Annotated in this window: 14 protein-coding genes; 3 read left to right on the top strand and 11 right to left on the bottom strand. The window is 51.4% G+C overall.

All coding sequences use genetic code 11. The features are described 5' to 3' along the window. Nucleotides 1–37: 37 nt before the first annotated feature. The 4 genes from symE to hsdR all read right to left on the bottom strand — a co-directional run bounded on the left by symE (nucleotide 38) and on the right by hsdR (nucleotide 6,298). Nucleotides 38–382, bottom strand: a complete 345-nt coding sequence (gene symE, locus OGX90_RS15965) for an endoribonuclease SymE (RefSeq protein WP_234692578.1) — start codon at nucleotides 380–382, stop codon at nucleotides 38–40. Nucleotides 383–597: 215 nt separating this feature from the next. Next, complete coding sequence (locus tag OGX90_RS15960) at nucleotides 598–2,331, bottom strand: restriction endonuclease subunit S (protein WP_234692577.1); 1,734 nt, start codon at nucleotides 2,329–2,331, stop codon at nucleotides 598–600. After that, on the bottom strand, nucleotides 2,331–3,800 hold the full coding sequence (locus tag OGX90_RS15955; RefSeq protein ID WP_234692576.1) for an N-6 DNA methylase: 1,470 nt from the start codon (nucleotides 3,798–3,800) through the stop codon (nucleotides 2,331–2,333). The genes OGX90_RS15960 and OGX90_RS15955 overlap by 1 nt, the downstream gene beginning before the upstream one ends. Before the next feature lie 74 nt (nucleotides 3,801–3,874). Then, nucleotides 3,875–6,298: an EcoAI/FtnUII family type I restriction enzme subunit R gene (hsdR, locus tag OGX90_RS15950; protein ID WP_234692575.1), complete on the bottom strand. Its 2,424-nt coding sequence runs from the start codon at nucleotides 6,296–6,298 to the stop codon at nucleotides 3,875–3,877. A 272-nt stretch (nucleotides 6,299–6,570) separates the two neighbouring features. Between hsdR and OGX90_RS15945 the strand changes: the two genes are divergently transcribed. After that, nucleotides 6,571–8,223 carry a DUF262 domain-containing protein gene (locus tag OGX90_RS15945; protein WP_234692574.1) on the top strand — a complete coding sequence of 551 codons (1,653 nt, stop codon included), beginning with the start codon at nucleotides 6,571–6,573 and terminating at the stop codon, nucleotides 8,221–8,223. Nucleotides 8,224–8,293: 70 nt separating this feature from the next. On the opposite strand, the gene yjiA is transcribed toward OGX90_RS15945, so the two are convergent. The 4 genes from yjiA to OGX90_RS15925 form a co-directional block, all read right to left on the bottom strand. Further along, nucleotides 8,294–9,250: a GTPase gene (yjiA, locus tag OGX90_RS15940; RefSeq protein ID WP_060682792.1), complete on the bottom strand. Its 957-nt coding sequence runs from the start codon at nucleotides 9,248–9,250 to the stop codon at nucleotides 8,294–8,296. Nucleotides 9,251–9,262: 12 nt separating this feature from the next. Continuing rightward, nucleotides 9,263–9,457 carry a YbdD/YjiX family protein gene (locus OGX90_RS15935; RefSeq protein ID WP_003830038.1) on the bottom strand — a complete coding sequence of 65 codons (195 nt, stop codon included), beginning with the start codon at nucleotides 9,455–9,457 and terminating at the stop codon, nucleotides 9,263–9,265. 202 nt (nucleotides 9,458–9,659) lie between these two features. Further along, nucleotides 9,660–11,810: a pyruvate/proton symporter BtsT gene (gene btsT / locus OGX90_RS15930; RefSeq protein ID WP_048219778.1), complete on the bottom strand. Its 2,151-nt coding sequence runs from the start codon at nucleotides 11,808–11,810 to the stop codon at nucleotides 9,660–9,662. A gap of 289 nt (nucleotides 11,811–12,099) precedes the next feature. Further along, nucleotides 12,100–12,642, bottom strand: a complete 543-nt coding sequence (locus OGX90_RS15925) for a hypothetical protein (protein WP_003830032.1) — start codon at nucleotides 12,640–12,642, stop codon at nucleotides 12,100–12,102. 191 nt (nucleotides 12,643–12,833) lie between these two features. On the opposite strand from OGX90_RS15925, the gene tsr reads away from it, so the two are divergent. Then, nucleotides 12,834–14,495: a methyl-accepting chemotaxis protein gene (gene tsr / locus OGX90_RS15920; protein WP_008786110.1), complete on the top strand. Its 1,662-nt coding sequence runs from the start codon at nucleotides 12,834–12,836 to the stop codon at nucleotides 14,493–14,495. Nucleotides 14,496–14,776: 281 nt separating this feature from the next. On the opposite strand, the gene OGX90_RS15915 is transcribed toward tsr, so the two are convergent. The 3 genes from OGX90_RS15915 to OGX90_RS15905 all read right to left on the bottom strand — a co-directional run bounded on the left by OGX90_RS15915 (nucleotide 14,777) and on the right by OGX90_RS15905 (nucleotide 17,834). Further along, nucleotides 14,777–15,292: a GNAT family N-acetyltransferase gene (locus tag OGX90_RS15915; RefSeq protein WP_213752486.1), complete on the bottom strand. Its 516-nt coding sequence runs from the start codon at nucleotides 15,290–15,292 to the stop codon at nucleotides 14,777–14,779. A gap of 52 nt (nucleotides 15,293–15,344) precedes the next feature. Further along, nucleotides 15,345–16,706 carry an MFS transporter gene (locus tag OGX90_RS15910; protein ID WP_003845612.1) on the bottom strand — a complete coding sequence of 454 codons (1,362 nt, stop codon included), beginning with the start codon at nucleotides 16,704–16,706 and terminating at the stop codon, nucleotides 15,345–15,347. Between the two features lie 213 nt (nucleotides 16,707–16,919). Beyond that, the gene (locus OGX90_RS15905; protein WP_003830023.1) at nucleotides 16,920–17,834 is read right to left on the bottom strand and encodes a GntR family transcriptional regulator; all 915 of its coding nucleotides are present in this window, start codon (nucleotides 17,832–17,834) and stop codon (nucleotides 16,920–16,922) included. Nucleotides 17,835–17,971: 137 nt separating this feature from the next. Between OGX90_RS15905 and OGX90_RS15900 the strand changes: the two genes are divergently transcribed. Beyond that, nucleotides 17,972–18,994 carry a zinc-binding alcohol dehydrogenase family protein gene (locus tag OGX90_RS15900; protein WP_048215005.1) on the top strand — a complete coding sequence of 341 codons (1,023 nt, stop codon included), beginning with the start codon at nucleotides 17,972–17,974 and terminating at the stop codon, nucleotides 18,992–18,994. Nucleotide 18,995 lies beyond the last annotated feature (1 nt).

Here is an 18,995-nt window from a genome sequence, read left to right as displayed (position 1 = left end):
CGGTAAGCGTAGCGCCACCGGGCAATTCAGCAGGGGATTATTTCTTCCTGCGTGTCTTAGCTGAAATCACCTCGATAAACTCCTGCACCTGCTGTTGCTTACGCGCCGACAGCTTGCACACCCGACGCAGCGACTGCAATAACGCGGGCTCTTCCGGTTCTGGCAGCTTAGTCGTCAGCACAATGCAGCCGGGCATCACCCTGACATCGAATGGGGTACCGGTGGAAAAACCGGCGGCTTCCAGCCACTGGCCTTTCATAATAATCGCCGGGACATGCGTGTAATCCGGGTAGCGACTCGCATAGCTAACGGTGCCCAGACGATTATTTGCCGGGGAGACTTCTGGATCGGTGAATTCTGCAATAGAATGCGGGGTAGTCATGATGGCTATTCTCTTAAAATAGTGATTGTGATTAGCGAGGCGCTCGTGTTGCAGCACGGGCGTCTTGCGTTAAATACCTGTACATATCATCAGGGAATAGAAGGAAAGTCCAGCTGAAAATGAATGAAAATAACGGCGCGGATGAAGGGAAGGATTATTTTTTCTGATGGGAATAAAGCGGCTATTTAGCCGCTTTATTGGTTTCTGGGGGCGGGTTAATTTATGGCTGCGTCGGTGAGGGCGTCGGCCAGGTGGAGCTGGGTTTGTTGGGCGGATTTAATCCTGAATTTTATATCTTCGATAAGAAAACTTAATTTATATAAGTTTTCCATTATCCTTTTTTGTTCTTCGAATGGAGGAAGCATAATTAATGGCTCCATCACATCTTCTCGTGATATTCCAGGTATAGCTATACCAACCCCTTTAGATTGAAAATAACCATACATGCTATCAAGTACAATTTTAAGATATTCTGAATTCATCCTAATTACATTAATAGCCATTAGTTGACGACTAATGGCTATATTGGTATCAGCGACGTTAAGCTTTCCAAGCCCTGCGCCTTTACATGTAATTAGAATATCGCCCTTAGCAGCAATAGCCCTTTTTTCATTTGTATATTTGGAATAAGTTGGGCTGATTAGTCCAAATTCGGCCGGTCCAGTAATATAAGGAAGCATTTCACCATGGCACTCTTCTTCATATTCATCTGGTTTCAGGTGCTGTCCAGAAATTAGGTTGATGCATTCACCTAAACGACACCATTCCCAACCTATTGGCAATTCGAACGGTTTTTCCTCATCACTAATCGGCGGCAACGGTTTTTGTTTTTTAATTTTCCCGTCTTTCACCAGTTGCGCTTTTTCCTGCGCAATACGTTTGAGCAGTTCAGAGGCCGGTTCATCGTTCGGATCCTGCGGTACCAGTTTGCCCATCACCGCCAGTTGCAGAATGGTCTGTTTTAAGGCGTCAATGCTGGCTTCGGTGGTAAACAGCGTGTCGAAATACTCGCTGATACGCGCCCAGTTTTCGGCCAATTCATCGGCGTTCTGGCTATCGGTTAGCGTGGTTAGCAGGGTTTCAACCAGCTGCTGATGGGCATCCAGACTGGTCAGGGAATGCTGCTCCAGTTGGTCGCAGAGGATCATTAATTGAGTAAAGTTGTTTACTATTCGTTCTTGTTCTTGTAATGGAGGGAATGGTAGCGGATAGTTTTCAAAGAAATTTCTAGGCACACGCTTCTGGCCTGCGGAGCCTGTCATCTGAGATTCACCGGCTTTAAGAAAACCAGGTGATTTAAAGTTTAAAAGAAGGTATTGCAGATTAACTGCCTGGCTGTAGGGCCGCGCGACATGCAATTCTGTTGTTCCAACACCGACATTATTTTTCAATCCAGAAAATATTGCTGCTTTGCTATTTTCAAAGCAGGGTGTAATTTTTGCAATGGCTATATCACCATTGGCAAAGTGGGTATAACCTTTTTTTACCTCTTTCCATTTTCTGACTTCAAAATCATGAGACCCGTCAAATTTTGTTGATATGAGAGGCATCGGAACAAAAGATATGTTTTGCTCATCATCAGACACATCTATTTTGGGATTTATTTCTGCAAGAGTATTGAGTGTTGTCCACTCCCACCCCTCCGGCAGCTCAAACGGTTTATCTTCCTCGCTAATCTCCGGCAGCGGTTTTTGTTTTTTAATTTTCCCCTGCTTTACCAGCTCGGCCTTTTCCGCCGCAATACGCTCCAGCAGCACCGATGCCGGTTCGTCGTTCGGATCCTGCGGCACCAGCTTGCCGCGCACCGCCAGCTCCAGAATCAGCTCGCGCAGCTTCTTAATGCCGTACAGGTCAATCTTACCCGAGCTGCCGCGCCCGGCCGTGGAGCGGGTTTGCAGCGCCGTGGTCCAGGTGTCGATATGGTCGACAATCAGTTTTTCCACCGCCATCAGTTGGCCTCCTTACCGGAGAGCGCCGCGCCGAGAATGTCGCGCAGCTGGTGGCGCAGGGTCTGGATTGCTTCCTGCTGCTTGGCGTATTGCGCCAACAGTCCATCCGGATCGTGGCTGATGGTTTCCGCCTGGTGCGGGTTCTTGATATCGAGGTTAAAGTTGCGGGCAATCACCTCGTCGATGCTGACCTTCCACGCCTGTTCGTTCTCGACGCGGCTGGCGAAGCCGTCGGCCTCGTTGCCCCACCAGTCGATCTCGGCCTGGAACTCGTCAAACTTCATCGGCTTAGTTTTGCTGTAGTTCTTCACTCCCGCCGGGTACGGGTGCTCGTAGAACCAGATGTCTTTGGTCGGCTGGCCTTTGGTAAAGAACAGCAGGTTGGTTTTGATCCCGGTGTACGGGTTAAACACGCCGTTCGGCAGACGCACGATGGTGTGCAGGTTGCACTCCTCGGTGAGCAGCTTTTTGATCTTGGTTTTCACGCCTTCGCCAAACAGCGTACCGTCCGGCAGCACCACCGCCGCGCGGCCGTTTTTCGCCAGCACTTCAATAATCAGTTGCAGGAACAGATCCGCCGTTTCGCGGGTCTGCATCTCTGCCGGGAAGTTCTTCTCGATGCCGTCTTCTTCGGTGCCGCCGAACGGCGGGTTGGTGACGATCACATTCAGCTGTTCATCCCACGACGACAGCGGTTTGTTGAGGGTGTTGTCGTGACGAATTTGCACCGGCACTTCGATGCCGTGCAGCAGCATATTGGTGGTCGCCAGCAGGTGCGGGAGCTGCTTTTTCTCCACGCCGTGGATCTGTTGTTGCAGCGTCTGGTGATCGGCCACGCTCTTCACGTAGTTGTTTTTTACGTGATCGAACGCGCAGGCGAGGAAGCCGCCGGTGCCGCAGGCCGGGTCCATAATTGACTCGCCGAGCTTCGGATCAACGCGATCGACCATAAAGCGGGTCACGGCGCGCGGGGTATAAAACTCACCGGCATTGCCCGCCGATTGCAGATCTTTGAGGATCTGTTCGTAAATGTCGCCGAACAGGTGGCGTTCGCTGGCGCTGGTGAAGTCGATTTCGTTGAGCTTGTTGATCACCTGACGCAGCAGGGTGCCGTTTTTCATGTAGTTATAGGCATCGCTGAACGCCTGTCTGACCACAAAGCCGCGCGGGTTTTTATCGATGGGGGCGGTGAGGTTTTTCAGCACCGGGAACAGGTCGTCGTTGACGAACTCCAGCAGGGAATCGCCGGTAATGCCCTCGGCGTTTGCCGCCCAGGTGCGCCACAGGTAGCGCTGCGGGATCGGGTACTGATAGTTATCCTGCTCCAGTTCCAGCGCCTCTTCCTGGGCGTCAAAGATTTTCAGAAACAGCAGCCAGGAGAGCTGGCCGAGACGCTGCGCATCGCCGTCCACGCCAGCGTCTTTGCGCATAATGTCCTGTAAGGATTTGATAACTGAGCTGATTGACATGATGTGTTCCATGTTTCATTAACAATAAGGCCTTCTGCTACGCGGTGGCAGCAGAAGGCGCAAAAGGGGAGTGGTTACGCGGAGCGGGGCGGTAAGTGGTAGATTTCGCTCTCCAGCTCGCTGATGGCCTGATTATACCCGTTACGGTCGCCGAATCCGCTTTTAATGATCTCCGGCAGCGTACCCATGCTGTCGAACGGCTTGAGCTTCAGCACCTGAATACTCTCTATTTCCTGCACGCCCGCGTCGGCGTATTTATCCAGCAGCGTATTCAGCACCGCCTGCGCAGCGTCGGAGTATTTGGTGAAGTAGTTGCGTTTACGCACGTTCTCCGCCCGCTCTTTGCGGGTTAACGGCGGCTGACCATACACCACGTGGCACAGCATGTCGAACGGGTCGAGCTCTTTACCGACCTCTTCCGCCAGCACTTCCCAGATGATCCCCTGCTGCTCCAGTTCCTTGATGATGGCCTCTTTGCGTTCGGCGTCCTGCCATTTGCGGGTGAAATCATCCAGCGAGGCGTACTCTTTGAGCAGCGTTTTGCGGGTGTAATCTTTGAAGGATTCGGTGACCAGCTTGCCGTCGGCATCGTAATACTGTACGCGCTGGGCAATCACGCCCACGGCCACGCCGTTGACGTGAAACTTGCGCACTTTGTTTTCATCATCTTCCGGCAGCGGGCCGACATCGTCTGAGCCGGTGACGGTATACGGCGCGGGATCTTCATCGGCCCCGGTGATGTCATCTTCAGTCTCTTCTTCGTGCTCGTCGAACTGTTCTTCAAAATCAGACTCCGGGTCGGCGATATCTTGCGGCGTGGTGTCCATCACCTTTTCCGGGATGCCGTCGAAGCGCTCATCGGCGAACAGTTCGGTGGCCTTTTTGAAATCGAGGATGGTGAACCACAGCTTGCCGTAGCGTTCATCAATGCGGGTGCCGCGACCGATGATTTGCTTGAATTTAGTCATCGACTGAATGTTTTGGTCCAACACCACCAGTTTGCAGGTCTTGGCGTCGACGCCGGTGGTCATCAGCTCGGAGGTGGTGGCGATAACCGGATAGGCCTTTTTGGGGTTAATAAAGTTATCCAGTTGGGCTTTGCCGATGTCGTCATCACCGGTGATTTTCATCACGTACTTGTCGTTCTTCTTGACCTGTTCCGGGTTGAGATTGACCAGCGCGCGGCGCATCCGCTCCGCGTGATCGATGTCGTTACAGAAGATGATGGTTTTATCCATCGGGTTGGTACGTTTGAGGTAATCGGTAATGGTTTTCGCCACCAGTTCGGTGCGCTCATCAATCACCATCGTGCGATCAAAATCTTTCTGGTTGTAGATACGGTCGTCGATCAGCTCGCCGTTTTTATCCGTCTGGCCTTTGGTGGGACGCCAGCCCTGAAGATCGACGTCGATATCGACGCGCACGACTTTATAAGGGGCAAGGAAGCCGTCTTCGATGCCTTCTTTCAGCGAGTAGATATACACCGGGTCGCCAAAGTAATCGGTGCTGGAGACTTCATGAGTCTCTTTTGGTGTGGCAGTTAAGCCAATCTGCGTGGCGGCGCTGAAATAGTCGAGGATTTCGCGCCACGCGCTATCTTCCGAGGCGCTGCCACGGTGGCATTCGTCGATAACAATCAGGTCAAAGAAATCCGGCGCTACTTGTTTAAAGGCCTTTTGATCTTCTTCCGGGCCGGTGATGGCCTGGTACAGCGCGAGATGGATTTCAAATGCTGGATCGATGGTGCGCCCGGTGACCTTGGTCATCGCCGTGCCAAACGGCAGGAAGTCGTTGTTTTTGGTTTGATCGACCAGAATGTTGCGATCGGCGAGGAACAGGATCCGCTTCTTACTTTTCGCTTTCCATAAGCGCCAGATAATCTGGAAGGCGGTGTAGGTTTTCCCCGTTCCGGTTGCCATCACCAGCAGAACGCGGTTCTGCCCAGCGGAAACGGCTTCAATGGTTTTATTGATGGCCTGTAGCTGGTAATAACGCGGCGCTTTGCCGCTGCCGTCGTCGTAGTAGTCCTGAGTAATCACCGGAAGCTGGGCGGCGGTGTAGCCTTTCCAGAGACAGTATTTTTGCCATAATTCAACAGGCGTTGGGAATTCGTCGAGGGTGATTTCTCGCTCAATCGCGTCGGTTGCCGTTTTATCGTGGAAGATAAAGCCATCGCCGTTAGAAGCAAACGCAAAGGGAACGTCCAGCAGGTGGGCATAACCCAGCGCCTGCTGAATGCCTTTGCCGATTTCATGTTTATTGGCTTTGGCTTCGATCACCGCCAGCGGCATGTTTAATTTGTGGTACAGCACGATATCGGCAGATTTCACCGTTCTACGTGCCGCGACTTTGCCGCGCACAATGACCTTACCGTCCCGGAGTTTGACCTCTTGTCGGATTTGCGTTGTATCGTTCCAGCCAGCATCAAGGATGGCGGGCATAACGCATTTGGTGATGATGTCTGCTTCCGTCAGGGTACTCAGGTTCAGGTCAGCCATTGGGCGCTCTCGATAGAATCAGATGGTTCTGATTTTACCTAAAATCAAGGAGCTGGCTATGACTTGAGTGGGTATTTCGTTATGAGTTTACATAAAACAATGCATGTTATGCATTTTATCAACGCATTAGAATGCATTGATAACGGGAGGTATGTTGGCTCGACAGTTGTTATAAAAATCATGAAGAACATAGAGATACAAATTTTCTAAGGTTGCCTTTCTGTAGTTCAGGAAAGATAATGTAGCCATTAACTATCAATTTGGATGTGAACATGGAAGCTAAAGAGTGTAAGGTCCAGGATATCCTTACCGAAAACAAAAAATACATTATTCCTTCTTATCAACGACCTTATAGTTGGACTGTTGATAATGCAGAACAGCTTATTGATGATATATATGAAAGTTCTCAATCTGAAGAACGTGAATATTTTATAGGAAGTATGATTTGCATCAACAAAGGGCAGAATCAGTATGAAGTTGTTGATGGGCAGCAACGTTTGACAACACTTAGTATTATTGTGTCTGAGCTGAAAAAACAGATATCAATACAAGGTGTTAAAGACGATCTGCAAAAAAGAGTTTTGCCAATTGATGTCTATTCTGATGAAGCGGAAGAACCGAGGCTAGTTGTCAGGAAGAAGGAGTATGAACTTTATAAGTATTATATTCTTCAGGACCTAAAGAATTATAAACCAGAAAAACCGTCAGATACTGATTTGGTTTTTATTAGTAATGCGGAAGTCATTAGGGATTACTTAGCGAAGTTATCAGATGATGAGTTGAAGTTATTGGCTAAATATATATTACAAAATGTATATATAGTCTTTGTGCAAACTGATGATTTTGCATCATCATTTCGGTTATTTAATGTTCTAAATAGTCGGGGATTACCTCTGAGTAATGCAGATTTATTGAAAAACGCGCTTTTTGAGTCTGCGGCTGCACATAATAAAAAATCTGAACAAATTGAATCTGCATGGTCCCAAATTGAGGATATGGTTGGTGTTAGAAGGCTTGATAAGTTTCTTACACTTCACAAACTTTCAGAGAAGAAAGATCGTGACAGGGTTTTACAAAAAGGATTTGAATCCTTTATTGAGAATTTACAAGAAAAATTTGATGGCGATGCTATCGCGATGTCGCTGATGTTAGTCAGTTCTGCTAAAAATTACTCTAAAATTCTGGAAAATGATTTTGAACATTCTTCTATTCGAAGGAAAATAGCTTCCCTGAGTAATCTTGGAGTAGATGAATGGATCCCTCCTGCCTTAGCCTTCCTGAACAGAATGGTTCGTACAGAAGAGTTTACATTAGAAGAATTTTCTCAGTTTATTACCTGCTTTGAAAAAGTATATATGCATGGTTGGTTAAAAAAACAGATTAAAAGCCAAAGAGAGATGGTTTGTTATTCTGCGCTTGTTGCCATAAATAATGGATTGCCTCTTTCTTCTATTATTAATCAAATTAATCAGCATGCGGATAATGAAGGGTTTATTGCTGCACTTGATGATGATTTATATGAACCAAGGCCTAATCAGGTTAATTTAATTAAAGCTATTTTACTTCGTCTTGACATGGAACAGCAAGACGAAAGTGTAATTAAAACTTATACAGGAAGAATAACTATTGAACATATTCTCCCTCAGGCTTTGGTGAATGAATATTGGATTAATCGATTTGAACCACATGAACATGTTTACTGGTTGCATAAAATAGGCAACTTGACTCTTATTAGCGGTACTAAAAATTCAGAGGCGCAGCACTCTGATTTTATTAAGAAAAAATCTATTTATGAAAAATTGAATAGCAAAAGTTCATTTGATCTTACAAAAGATGTATGTAAATCAGCCGAATGGGGCTTGCCAGAGCTTAAAAGGAGACATGAGAATATGAAGTCTCAATTAAAACAGCTTTGGTTAGTATAATCTCCGTGTAAGATTTACACATGCCATATTATATGGCATGTGTAAATCTGAATAATTCAAAATAGCAAAGTTACTTCTTCAATCCCGCAAACGCGGCTCTGATCTCGTCTTCCGGCAGGTTAATGCCGATAAACACCAGCAGGCTGTGCGGTGTTTCGTCGCCCCACGGGCGGTCCCAGTCGGCGCTGTACAGGCGCTGGACGCCCTGGAACAGCAGGCGGTTTGGCTCGCCTTCAATCCACAGCATACCTTTGTAGCGCAGCAGCTTCTCGGCGGATTCCAGCAGCAGGTTTTCCATCACTCGCGACACGTCGCTAATGTTGACCGGGTAATCCAGCTCGACGACGATCGAGGAGATATCGTTTTGCTTGTCGGCGATAAAGTGGAAGCGCGGTTTGGCGCTGACTACGTTCTCTTCCAGCATAAAACCGTTGGTATCGAACAGCAGGGAGAGGTCGATATCACCATGTGTCACGGTGTAAATCGGCGCACGGGCGTTGATGCGCGCCAGGCGCTCACGCAGTTTTTCGCTTTCACCTGCGACGTCGGTTTTGGTCAGCAGGATCCGGTCTGCGTAGCCTACCTGCGACTGGGCGATGGTGAACTGGTTCATCTGCTCGTCGGCATGTACCGCGTCAACCAGCGCAATTACGCCGTCCAGCAGGTAGCGTTCGCAAATCACTTCATGGGAGAAAAAGGTCTGAATGATCGGGCCGGGGTCGGCCATGCCGGTGCACTCGATCACCAGACGGTCGAAATTGATGGCGCCTTTGTCGAGGTTGTCGAGCAGATCTAACAGTGCGTCTTCCAGTTCACTGGAGCGGGTACAGCAAATACAACCGTTGGTCAGGGTTTTGATCTGCGTGGCGCGATCGCCAATCAGCTGATCGTCCACCGAGACTTCACCGAATTCGTTTTCGATAACGGCAATCTTGTAACCGTGCTGCTCGTTGAGAATATGGCGCAGCAGGGTGGTTTTACCCGCGCCAAGAAAACCGGTGAGTAGGGTAACTGCAATCGGGGTCATTCACTTCTCCTTCTAACAGCAACTGCTTCCGCCGCTACCGTAGCGGGCTTCCTGGCGCTCGCGGAAGAATTCTTCGTAGGTCATGTACGGCTTATCGGGATGGTTGGTCTTCATGTGCTCGACATAGTTGTCGTAGTCCGGAATGCCAATCAGCATCTTCGCCGCCTGACCGAGATACTTCTTTGCCTGACCTAAAGTACCAAACATGGAACGCCCCGGATATATGTTGAGCTCGTGGATGCAGGCTATTTCACTTGCCATTTTGACCGCGGGCAGTGCTCGCAATCCTCACGTACTGTGTGTACGCTCCGGTTGCTGCGCGCTGTCCGCGGCCAAACTGACTGCGCCAATTACGCCTGCGGCACTAAGTGATTGAGGCCGGGAGCGCTGTGCGCCACCCGGCTTCAGGTTAGTGGTGTGAAGAGGTCTTCACGCCGCCTTCCGGCACCGGTACATACGGTGTCTCTTTATCAGAGCGACCGTCGATGGCGCGGGCTTTCTGCCAGGTACGGAACCCGTAGAAAATGATGCTGTACACCACCACCAGGAACAGAATACTCAGACCTGCGTTGGTGTAGTTGTTGACGACGATGTGGTTCATGTTGGCAATCTGCTGAGCGGTCAGTTCGCCGCCGTTAGCAATCTTCTCTTTGTACTGATTCGCCATGAAGAAGAAGCCTTCCATCTGCGGGTTGGTGCTGAACAGTTTCAGACCCAGCGCCCAGGTGGTGCAGATAAGCAGCCATACAGCCGGAACAACGGTAACCCAGATGTATTTGGTACGCTGCATTTTAACCAGCACCACGGTGCCCAGAACCAGTGCCACGGCAGCCAGCATCTGGTTAGAGATACCGAACAGCGGCCACAGGCTCTTAACGCCGCCCAGCGGGTCAACAACGCCTTGATACAGCAGGTAACCCCACAGGCCTACGCAGCCCGCAGTACCGATGATACCCGCAACCAGGGAGTCGGTTTTCTTCAGGAACGGCACGAAGTTACCCAGTAAATCCTGCAGCATAAAGCGGCCAGAACGGGTACCGGCATCCAGTGCGGTCAGGATGAACAGCGCTTCGAACAGAATACCGAAGTGGTACCAGAAGCCCATATCAGCCATCGGCAGCACTTTGTGGAACACGTGAGCGATACCAACGGCCAGCGTCGGTGCGCCACCTGCGCGGTTCAGAACGGACGGTTCACCGATGTCTTTCGCGGTTTGCAGGATCTGCTCAGGCGAAATGACGAAGCCCCAGGAGCTGACAGTCGCTGCCGCATGTGCGGTGACGTCTTTCAACTGCGCCATAATCAGCGGTGCGTTTTCGCCGCTCATTTCATGCAGGTTCGGCATGGTGATGCCAAGGCCCGCAGGCGGGGTGTTCATCGCGAAGTACAGACCTGGTTCGATGATAGACGCGGCAACCAGCGCCATAATTGCGACGAAGGATTCCATCAGCATCGCGCCGTAACCGATAAAGCGCGCATCGGTTTCACAGGCCAGCAGCTTCGGTGTGGTACCGGAAGCAATCAGCGCGTGGAAGCCAGATACCGCACCACACGCGATGGTGATGAACAGGAACGGGAACAGAGCGCCTTTCCACAGCGGGCCAGTACCATCAACGTACTGCGTCATTGCCGGCATTTTCAGTTCCGGGTTGAGGATAACAATCCCCACCGCCAGACCGACGATAACGCCGATTTTCAGGAAGGTAGCCAGATAGTCGCGCGGGGCGAGGATCAGCCATACCGGCAGCAGCGCAGAGATAAATGCGTAGCCGATCAGGGTAAAGGTAATGGTGGTGTCTTTAAAGGTCAGCGCCGGGCCCCAGTATGGGTCGTGCGCAATCACGCCGCCGAAGTAGATAGAAGCAACCAGCAGCACAATACCAATCACCGACACTTCGCCCACACGTCCCGGTCGCAGGAATCGCATGTAGATCCCCATGAACAACGCGATAGGTACGGTTGAGCAGACGGTGAACACACCCCACGGGCTTTCTGCCAGCGCTTTTACCACGATCAACGCCAGTACTGCGAGGATGATGATCATGATTAAGAAGCAGCCGAACAGCGCAATGGTTCCCGGGATCGGGCCCATCTCTTCTTTGATCATCTCACCCAGAGATGCGCCGTTACGGCGGGAAGAGATAAACAGCACCATGAAGTCCTGCACCGCACCGGCCAGCACGACGCCTGCCAGCAGCCACAGCGTACCAGGCAGGTAGCCCATCTGCGCAGCCAGTACCGGCCCAACCAGCGGACCAGCACCTGCGATAGCGGCAAAGTGGTGACCAAACAAGACGTTACGGTTGGTTGGAACGTAGTTCAGACCGTCATTGTTGATGACCGCCGGCGTGGCACGCGTTGGGTCAAGTTTCATCACCTTTTGGGCGATGTACAGGCTGTAGTAACGATAGGCCACCAGATAAACAGAAACTGAGGCGACAACGATCCACAGGGCACTAATGTGCTCACCCCGACGTAATGCCACTACCGAGAGGCAGAATGCACCGATGATTCCGAGAATCACCCAGGGTATGTGCTTGAATATCTTTTTCGTATCCATAGTAAAACCTGGTATCTAATTAATAATTGGCCGAAGCCGCGTGGGTTTGATCTTGTGTTTGAGGAGGTAAATTGACTGCTATGTTGGGGGGATCTTGCCAGAGAATTACGCGCGTAAAGTAAGGTAAATAAGTGAGCGGTTGTATGTCAGCTTAAGCGGTCCCAAGTGTCAGTGAGCGGTAAGCAGTAGGGGTTAACGGGGATATTTATGTGAATGAGATCACGGCATTATAGCGTTTGCCTGTCTACATGCCGTGTTTTCCCACTGGCAAAGCACCTCACTGAGAGACTCAGATTACGATATAACAATAAGGCGTATGTTCAATGTCTCTGAGCAACACATGTTTCTTACGTGATTTAGTCAGGTAATATTTTTCATCCAGATAGTAGTCAATGAGTTCATCGAGGCGCTCTTTATCTATGCGGGGCGTTACCCCCAGCGTCCAGAAGCTACGCAGCTCTAATTCCGAACGTTTGATTTTTGCGCTTTTAACCAAATCAGCAATCATATTTCTGACGCAGCTTGTCGGATCCTGGTTCTGTTTGAGTTCAAGCGCAATGTAGCTATCCTGCGTCCAGCCTTTTTTCCGCAACAAGAAATCTGCACGTACAGACAAACGCTGTGGATTTTTCCGGAGATCGCAAGCAAGAGTTTGCTCACGCCACCATTCATGACCCGTCGAAGCTAGCAGATTGGCAAATTCTATCTGCATCCAGACTTCCCAACCGGAGATGTTGTACTGATCGATGATATTGAGCTTTTGGCGAATATCTTCACGTTCAAAAAAGTGGTGTGCGAGGGTGGATAGGTGATCAAAATCGCGATTTAACATAGAAGCATCCTTTCCTTCAAAAAACGGAATCCTACACCTAAGACGTAATGGAACGACTAATTTTTTGCGTAATTTGTCATAGGGAACGGTATTTAATGTGAAAACGATAATCCTGTGGCAATTGCTGGCACCATAAAGTTTTCTCTTTCCAGGCCGAAAACCAGAGTATCTGTCTAGCGGAAAGAGAAAACATGTTAAAACGAATGAAGATTGTTACCAGCTTACTGCTGGTATTGGCGCTATTTGGCCTTTTACAGCTCGCCTCTGGCGGCTTGTTTTTTAACTCACTTAAGAATGACAAAGAGAACTTTACCGTTCTGCAAACCATTCGCCAGCAACAGTCTGCGCTGAACGCCACCTGGGTTGAGCTGCTGCAAACGCGTAACACCCTGAACCGGGCAGGCATTCGCTACATGATGGATCAGAGCAATATTGGCAGCGGCGCGACCGTTGCCGAGCTGATGCAGGTAGCCAGCACGGCGCTGAAGCTGACGGAAAAAAACTGGGCGATTTACGAGTCGCTCCCGCGCGATCCGCGCCAAAGCGAAGCCGCTTTCCAGGAGATCAACCGCACCTATGACATCTATCACGGTGCGCTGGCGGAGCTGATCCAGTTACTGGGTGACGGGAAGATCAACGCGTTCTTTGATCAACCGACACAGAGCTATCAGGATGGTTTTGAGAAGCAATATATCAACTACATGCAGCAGAACGATCGCCTGTATGACATCGCGGTGGCAGATAACAACAGCTCTTACAGCCAGGCGATGTGGGTGTTGGTTTGTGTGCTGATTACCGTACTGGCGGCGATTATTGCGGTGTGGTTTGGTATCAAGCTGACCCTTATCTCTCCAATGAACCGTCTGATCGACAGCATTCGTCATATCGCCAGCGGTGACCTGGTGAAACGTATTGAAGTGGAAGGGTCCAACGAGATTGGGCAACTGGCGGAAAGCCTGCGCCATATGCAGGGTGAGCTGATGAATACCGTGGGTGACGTGCGTAACGGTGCCAACGCGATTTACAGTGGGGCCAGCGAGATTGCGATGGGCAATAACGATCTCTCCTCCCGTACCGAGCAGCAGGCTGCATCTCTGGAAGAAACCGCAGCCAGCATGGAACAGCTGACGGCGACCGTGAAGCAGAACGCCGAAAACGCGCGTCAGGCCAGCCATTTGGCGCTGAGTGCTTCTGAAACCGCGCAGAAAGGCGGCAAAGTGGTGGATAACGTGGTGCAAACCATGCGTGACATCGCGTCCAGTTCGCAGAAAATCGCCGACATTATCAGCGTCATCGACGGCATTGCCTTCCAGACTAACATTCTAGCGCTCAACGCCGCGGTAGAAGCAGCACGTGCGGGCGAGCAGGGCCGTGGATTTGCGGTGGTTGCGGGTGAAGTGCGTAACCTGGCCCAGCGTAGTGCGCAGGCCGCGCGCGAGATCAAGAGCCTGATTGAAGACTCGGTCAGCCGCGTGGATGTTGGTTCAACGCTGGTAGAAAGCGCCGGTGAAACCATGGATGAGATCGTCAATGCGGTAACCCGCGTGACCGATATCATGGGTGAAATCGCCTCTGCTTCTGATGAACAGAGCCGCGGTATTGACCAGGTGGGTCTGGCCGTTGCCGAGATGGATCGCGTGACGCAGCAGAACGCCTCGCTGGTGGAAGAATCCGCCGCCGCCGCTGCGGCGCTGGAAGAGCAGGCCAGCCGCCTGACTCAGGCCGTTGCCGTGTTCCGTATTCAGCATGACCAACAGCGCGCGCGTGACGTTGCGGCCGCTAAACCGGTTTCAACGGTCCAGCCGCGCAAAGCCGCGGTAACGGATGCCGGGGACAACTGGGAAACGTTCTAAGCCTGTGATGCCGGATGGCGCTATCGCTTATCGGGCCTACGGGAAAGTTACGTGGTTGCCGGATGGCGCTATCGCTTATCCGGCCTACGGGGAAAGATACGTGGTTGCCGGATGGCGCTGTCGCTTATCCGGCCTACGGGGAAAGATACGTGGTTGCCGGATGGCGCTGCCGCTTATCCGGCCTACGGGGAAAGATACGTGGTTGCCGGATGGCGCTGCCGCTTATCAGGCTTACCGGAAATGTTACGTAGGCCCGATAAGGCGTAGCCGCCATCGGGCAATTAGCGCAACATCAGGTGCATGGCGCAGCGCGATTCAAATGCCAGTCCATGCGCCGCTTCCTCTTCTCTTTTCTGGCGCAACTTTGCAGGTAGCGTCTCGTCAGCCAGCATTTCAAATCCCAGTCGCGCGTACCATGGCGCATTCCACGGCACATCGCGGAAGGTGGTCAGCGTGAGCGACGTATAACCTTTCGCGTGCGCCTGTTCGGCAACATACTCAATCAATCTGCGGCCAATTCCTTTTCCCTGCCACTCCAGATGCAGCGACAGTTCAGCAATAAACAGCGATGACCCCAGCGTTTCGGCAACCAAAAAACCGACCGGAAGCGCATCGACCTGCGCCAGCCAGCTCATGCCTGCGGCGGCAAAAGCCTGATGCTGAGCAGCGGATAACATCTGGTCTTCAGCAATCCACGCCAGTTCGGGGATGCGTAAAAAACGTTGCCCCGCAGATCGTTCGATGGCGGGAAGAGCGGCAGTGTCTGCCAGAGTAGTGGCGCGCAAGGTGATGTTCATACGAGGAGCATAACATGCCCGATAAACGCGGTGTTATCGGGCATCTGGAGGATTAATCTTTACGCGGATCGCTGATGGGTTGGCGAACCAGGAAGATGTAGGCGAGGGCACCCACCATGGTGACGCAGCCGCAGATGATCAACGCCAGGCGGAAAGAGTTGGTGGTATCAACAATAAAACCGGTGACGATCGGTGCGAACGACGCGCAGATAAAGCTGGCAAAGTTCTGGATACTGCCCACGGAAGCTGTCATACGTGAGGCGACGGCGACGTGGATCAGACCCCAGCACGAGGTACCTGCGAAGTGGATACAGAACAGCGCCATACCGATCAGTAACACGGCGGCCATTGACGTTGTGGCCTGCGGCACGACGAAGGTGAAGGCTGCGGAGCAGAACATCCCGGCGATAATACAAATCTTACGGCTCTTGATCGGCGCCATACCGCCTTTCACCAGCCAGTCGGTGACAAAACCGTTAATCAGCATGCCGGCTGCGCCAAACAAGAACGGGATCGCCGCCATTAATCCGGTGCTTTTTAAATCCAGGTTGTAGGAGGTTTGCAGGTAGCCCGGCAGCCAGGCCAGGTATAGCCATGCGGTATAGTTGATGCCGCTAAAGCCCAGCATCATGCCCCACATGGTACGGTTGCGGAACAGGCTGCGCCATTCGGCAAAGCTCAGCGGATCGCGGCGGGCATTGACGCTACCGGCGTTCAGGTACGCTTGTTCCGTGGCGCTCAGCTCAATTTGCTCGCGGTTGCGATACAGCATGTACCAGCCGATGGCGAGGAAAATACCCAGCACGCCAATGGTGATGAACATCCAGCGCCAGCCCATTACCAGCATCATGGCAGCCAGAATCGGCGGGCTAATGGCAACCCCGATGGTGGAGGCGGCGTTGAATAATCCCATCGGGCGGCCGCGCTCTTTGATGTTAAACCAGTCGTTGATGACCTTTACGCCGCACGGGTTCATTGGCGCTTCGCCGATCCCCATCCCGATACGCACCAACACAAACTGGGTGAAGCTGTGCACCATGCCGGACATCGCCTGAAACAGCGACCAGAAGAACATCCCCAGTCCCAGCATAATGCGCGGACCTTTGCGGTCCAGCAGCGGACCGCAGGGCAGTTGCGCAATACCGTAAGCGAGAGAGAATACCGACAGCAGCACGCCGATTTGCGTGGCGCTCAGCCCCAGTTCTTCACGAATCGTTAAGTTGGCGACCGACAGTGAGCTGCGGTCGAGGTAATTAATCACCGCAGCAAAAAATAATAAAATCATTGCTGTGGTCTGGATACGTTTAATTCGGCTACTGCGTTGCACCATGCCCTCAGGCGGAACATTAATATCCGCAGATGACGACGTGCCAAACGAAGAACTTGGGTCGAGGGTAATATTATTTTTTTCCACGCCGGACTCCTGAACCTCAATAATTTATTTTTCACACAGCAGGACTGTGCAGTATTGAAAAAATACCAGTGATGAATCAATTTGCTCATCACCGCTCACAAAAGTTTTTAATGCAGTCGACTTAGCGTGAGCATAGGCAAGAGGTATTTTTCAGGCGTTTTTATTTTTATAAAATCGTGCTCCCGGTAATGATTTGCTGTTTTTTATCGGTACTTAATGAGCGACGTTACAACCCTGGTTGATGGAGCGAATCATCGATTGTTTGGCTGAATTCAAATGGTTACAGAGCGCCAGGGTGGCATCCAGGTCGCTGCGACATATCAGCGCGCTGAGGATGGTCATGTGCTCATCAATGGCAATGATGTTACGCTGCTTGAGATCGCTCTCATCCCACTGATAGTGGAAGTGGAAAATCACGGAGATGATTTCAAGTGATTGATTAAAAAATACATTATCGGCAGCAGAGAGTAGCAAAGCATGGAACTCACGATCTAACTGCGAGAACATGCGAAAGCTGCTGCCAATGCTGTCGCGCAGGATCCGATGGCGCTCCAGCAGCGTTTTAGCCTGCAACCAACGCGGGTCATCATCGGGCAGATTGAGGAAATGCTGCAGAGAATGCGTTTCCAGCATCTCTCTGAGTTCAAACAGCTGTTCAGCATAGGCCTGATCGAATTGCTTCATGCTCCACTGACCGCGTTTTTCGTTTTTAATCAGGTTGTAACGCTCGAATTTTAAAAGATATTCCCGCACTACCACCGGGCTGACGCCTGCGGCTCTGGCAAGCTGCAGTTCGGAGAAGCTCTCGCCTGCACGCAGCTGTCGCTGGTTGATCATGGTGAAAAACGCCTGCTCAAAAATCCGGTTTTGCTCGGTCATGGAGGCGGTGGTGCAGGCAAAACCGTCGTCATGGTCGGGTTTTCGCACGATGACATAGTGGCTGCCGACCTGGGTCAGCACGCCGCACTCGCCTAAGTGGCTCAGCATATGGCGCACGGTGGTGCGGCTGATGTTGTACATCTCCGCCAGTGCGCTTTGTGAGGGGAGTGGGGAAGGGATATGACCACGCGCCATATCATCGATTATCTGGTTAATCACATTGTGGCGTAAGTTCTGCGAACGGCTCATGGCTTCTCCTTTTTATCTATTAAAACCCGATTTAAAACATTTTTATGCGCTGGAATTCACAGATTGTGTTTCTGCTTTCTCCGTCTTTTTTATTTTCGTTGATATCTGAGGCAACAAAAAAACAGGAGAGCAGAATCATGTCTACGATGAATACGTTGATTTGCCAGGAACCTAAAAAATTAGTCTGGAAAGAGCGCGAAATACCTATTCCGGGTGAGGGTGAAGCATTAATTAAAATTAAGTCGGTAGGAATTTGTGGTACTGATATTCATGCCTGGGGTGGCAATCAACCTTTTTTCAGCTACCCGCGTGTATTAGGGCATGAAATATGTGGGGAAATTGTCGGTCTGGGTAAGAATATACAGAATCTGAAAAATGGTCAGCAGGTGGCGGTTATTCCTTACGTGGCCTGCCAGCAGTGTCCGGCATGCCTGAGCGGGCGCACCAACTGCTGCGAGAAGATTTCAGTGATTGGCGTGCACCAGGATGGCGGTTTCAGTGAATATCTGTCCGTTCCGGTGACCAACCTGCTGGATGCGCAGGGGATTGACCCGCAGGCGGCGGCGCTGATTGAGCCTTACGCTATCAGCGCTCATGCGGTACGCCGGGCGGCGGTGGCTCCGGGTGAGCAGGTGCTGGTGGTCGGCGCGGGTCCGATTGGTCTGGGGGCGGCAGCGATTGCCAAAGCCGATGGCGCACAGGTGGTGGTCGCCGATACCAGTCCAGCACGCCGGGAGCACGTGTCTTCCCGGTTGGGGCTCCCGGTTATCGACCCATCCGCTGAAGATTTTGATACGCAGCTGCGTGACCAGTTTGGCGGTTCGTTGGCGCAAAAGGTTATTGATGCCACGGGGAATCAGCATGCGATGAACAACACGGTGAATCTGATTCGTCATGGCGGCAGCATCGTTTTCGTTGGGCTGTTCAAAGGCGATTTGCAGTTCTCTGACCCTGAGTTCCACAAGAAAGAGACCACCATGATGGGCAGCCGCAACGCCACGCCGGAAGATTTCGCCAAAGTGGGCCGTTTGATGTCGGAAGGCAAACTTACCGCCGACATGATGCTCACGCACCGTTACGCGTTTGCCACACTGGCAGAAATCTACGAACGGGATGTGATTAACAACCGTGAGCTGATTAAAGGCGTGATCACGTTCTGAG

The sequence above is a fragment of the Citrobacter sp. Cpo012 genome, assembly GCF_030333015.1.
In the GTDB taxonomy this organism is placed as follows: Bacteria; Pseudomonadota; Gammaproteobacteria; order Enterobacterales; family Enterobacteriaceae; genus Citrobacter; species Citrobacter portucalensis.
Note: the sequence above shows the minus strand (reverse complement) of the source record. Positions and strands in the feature narration are given on the sequence as shown.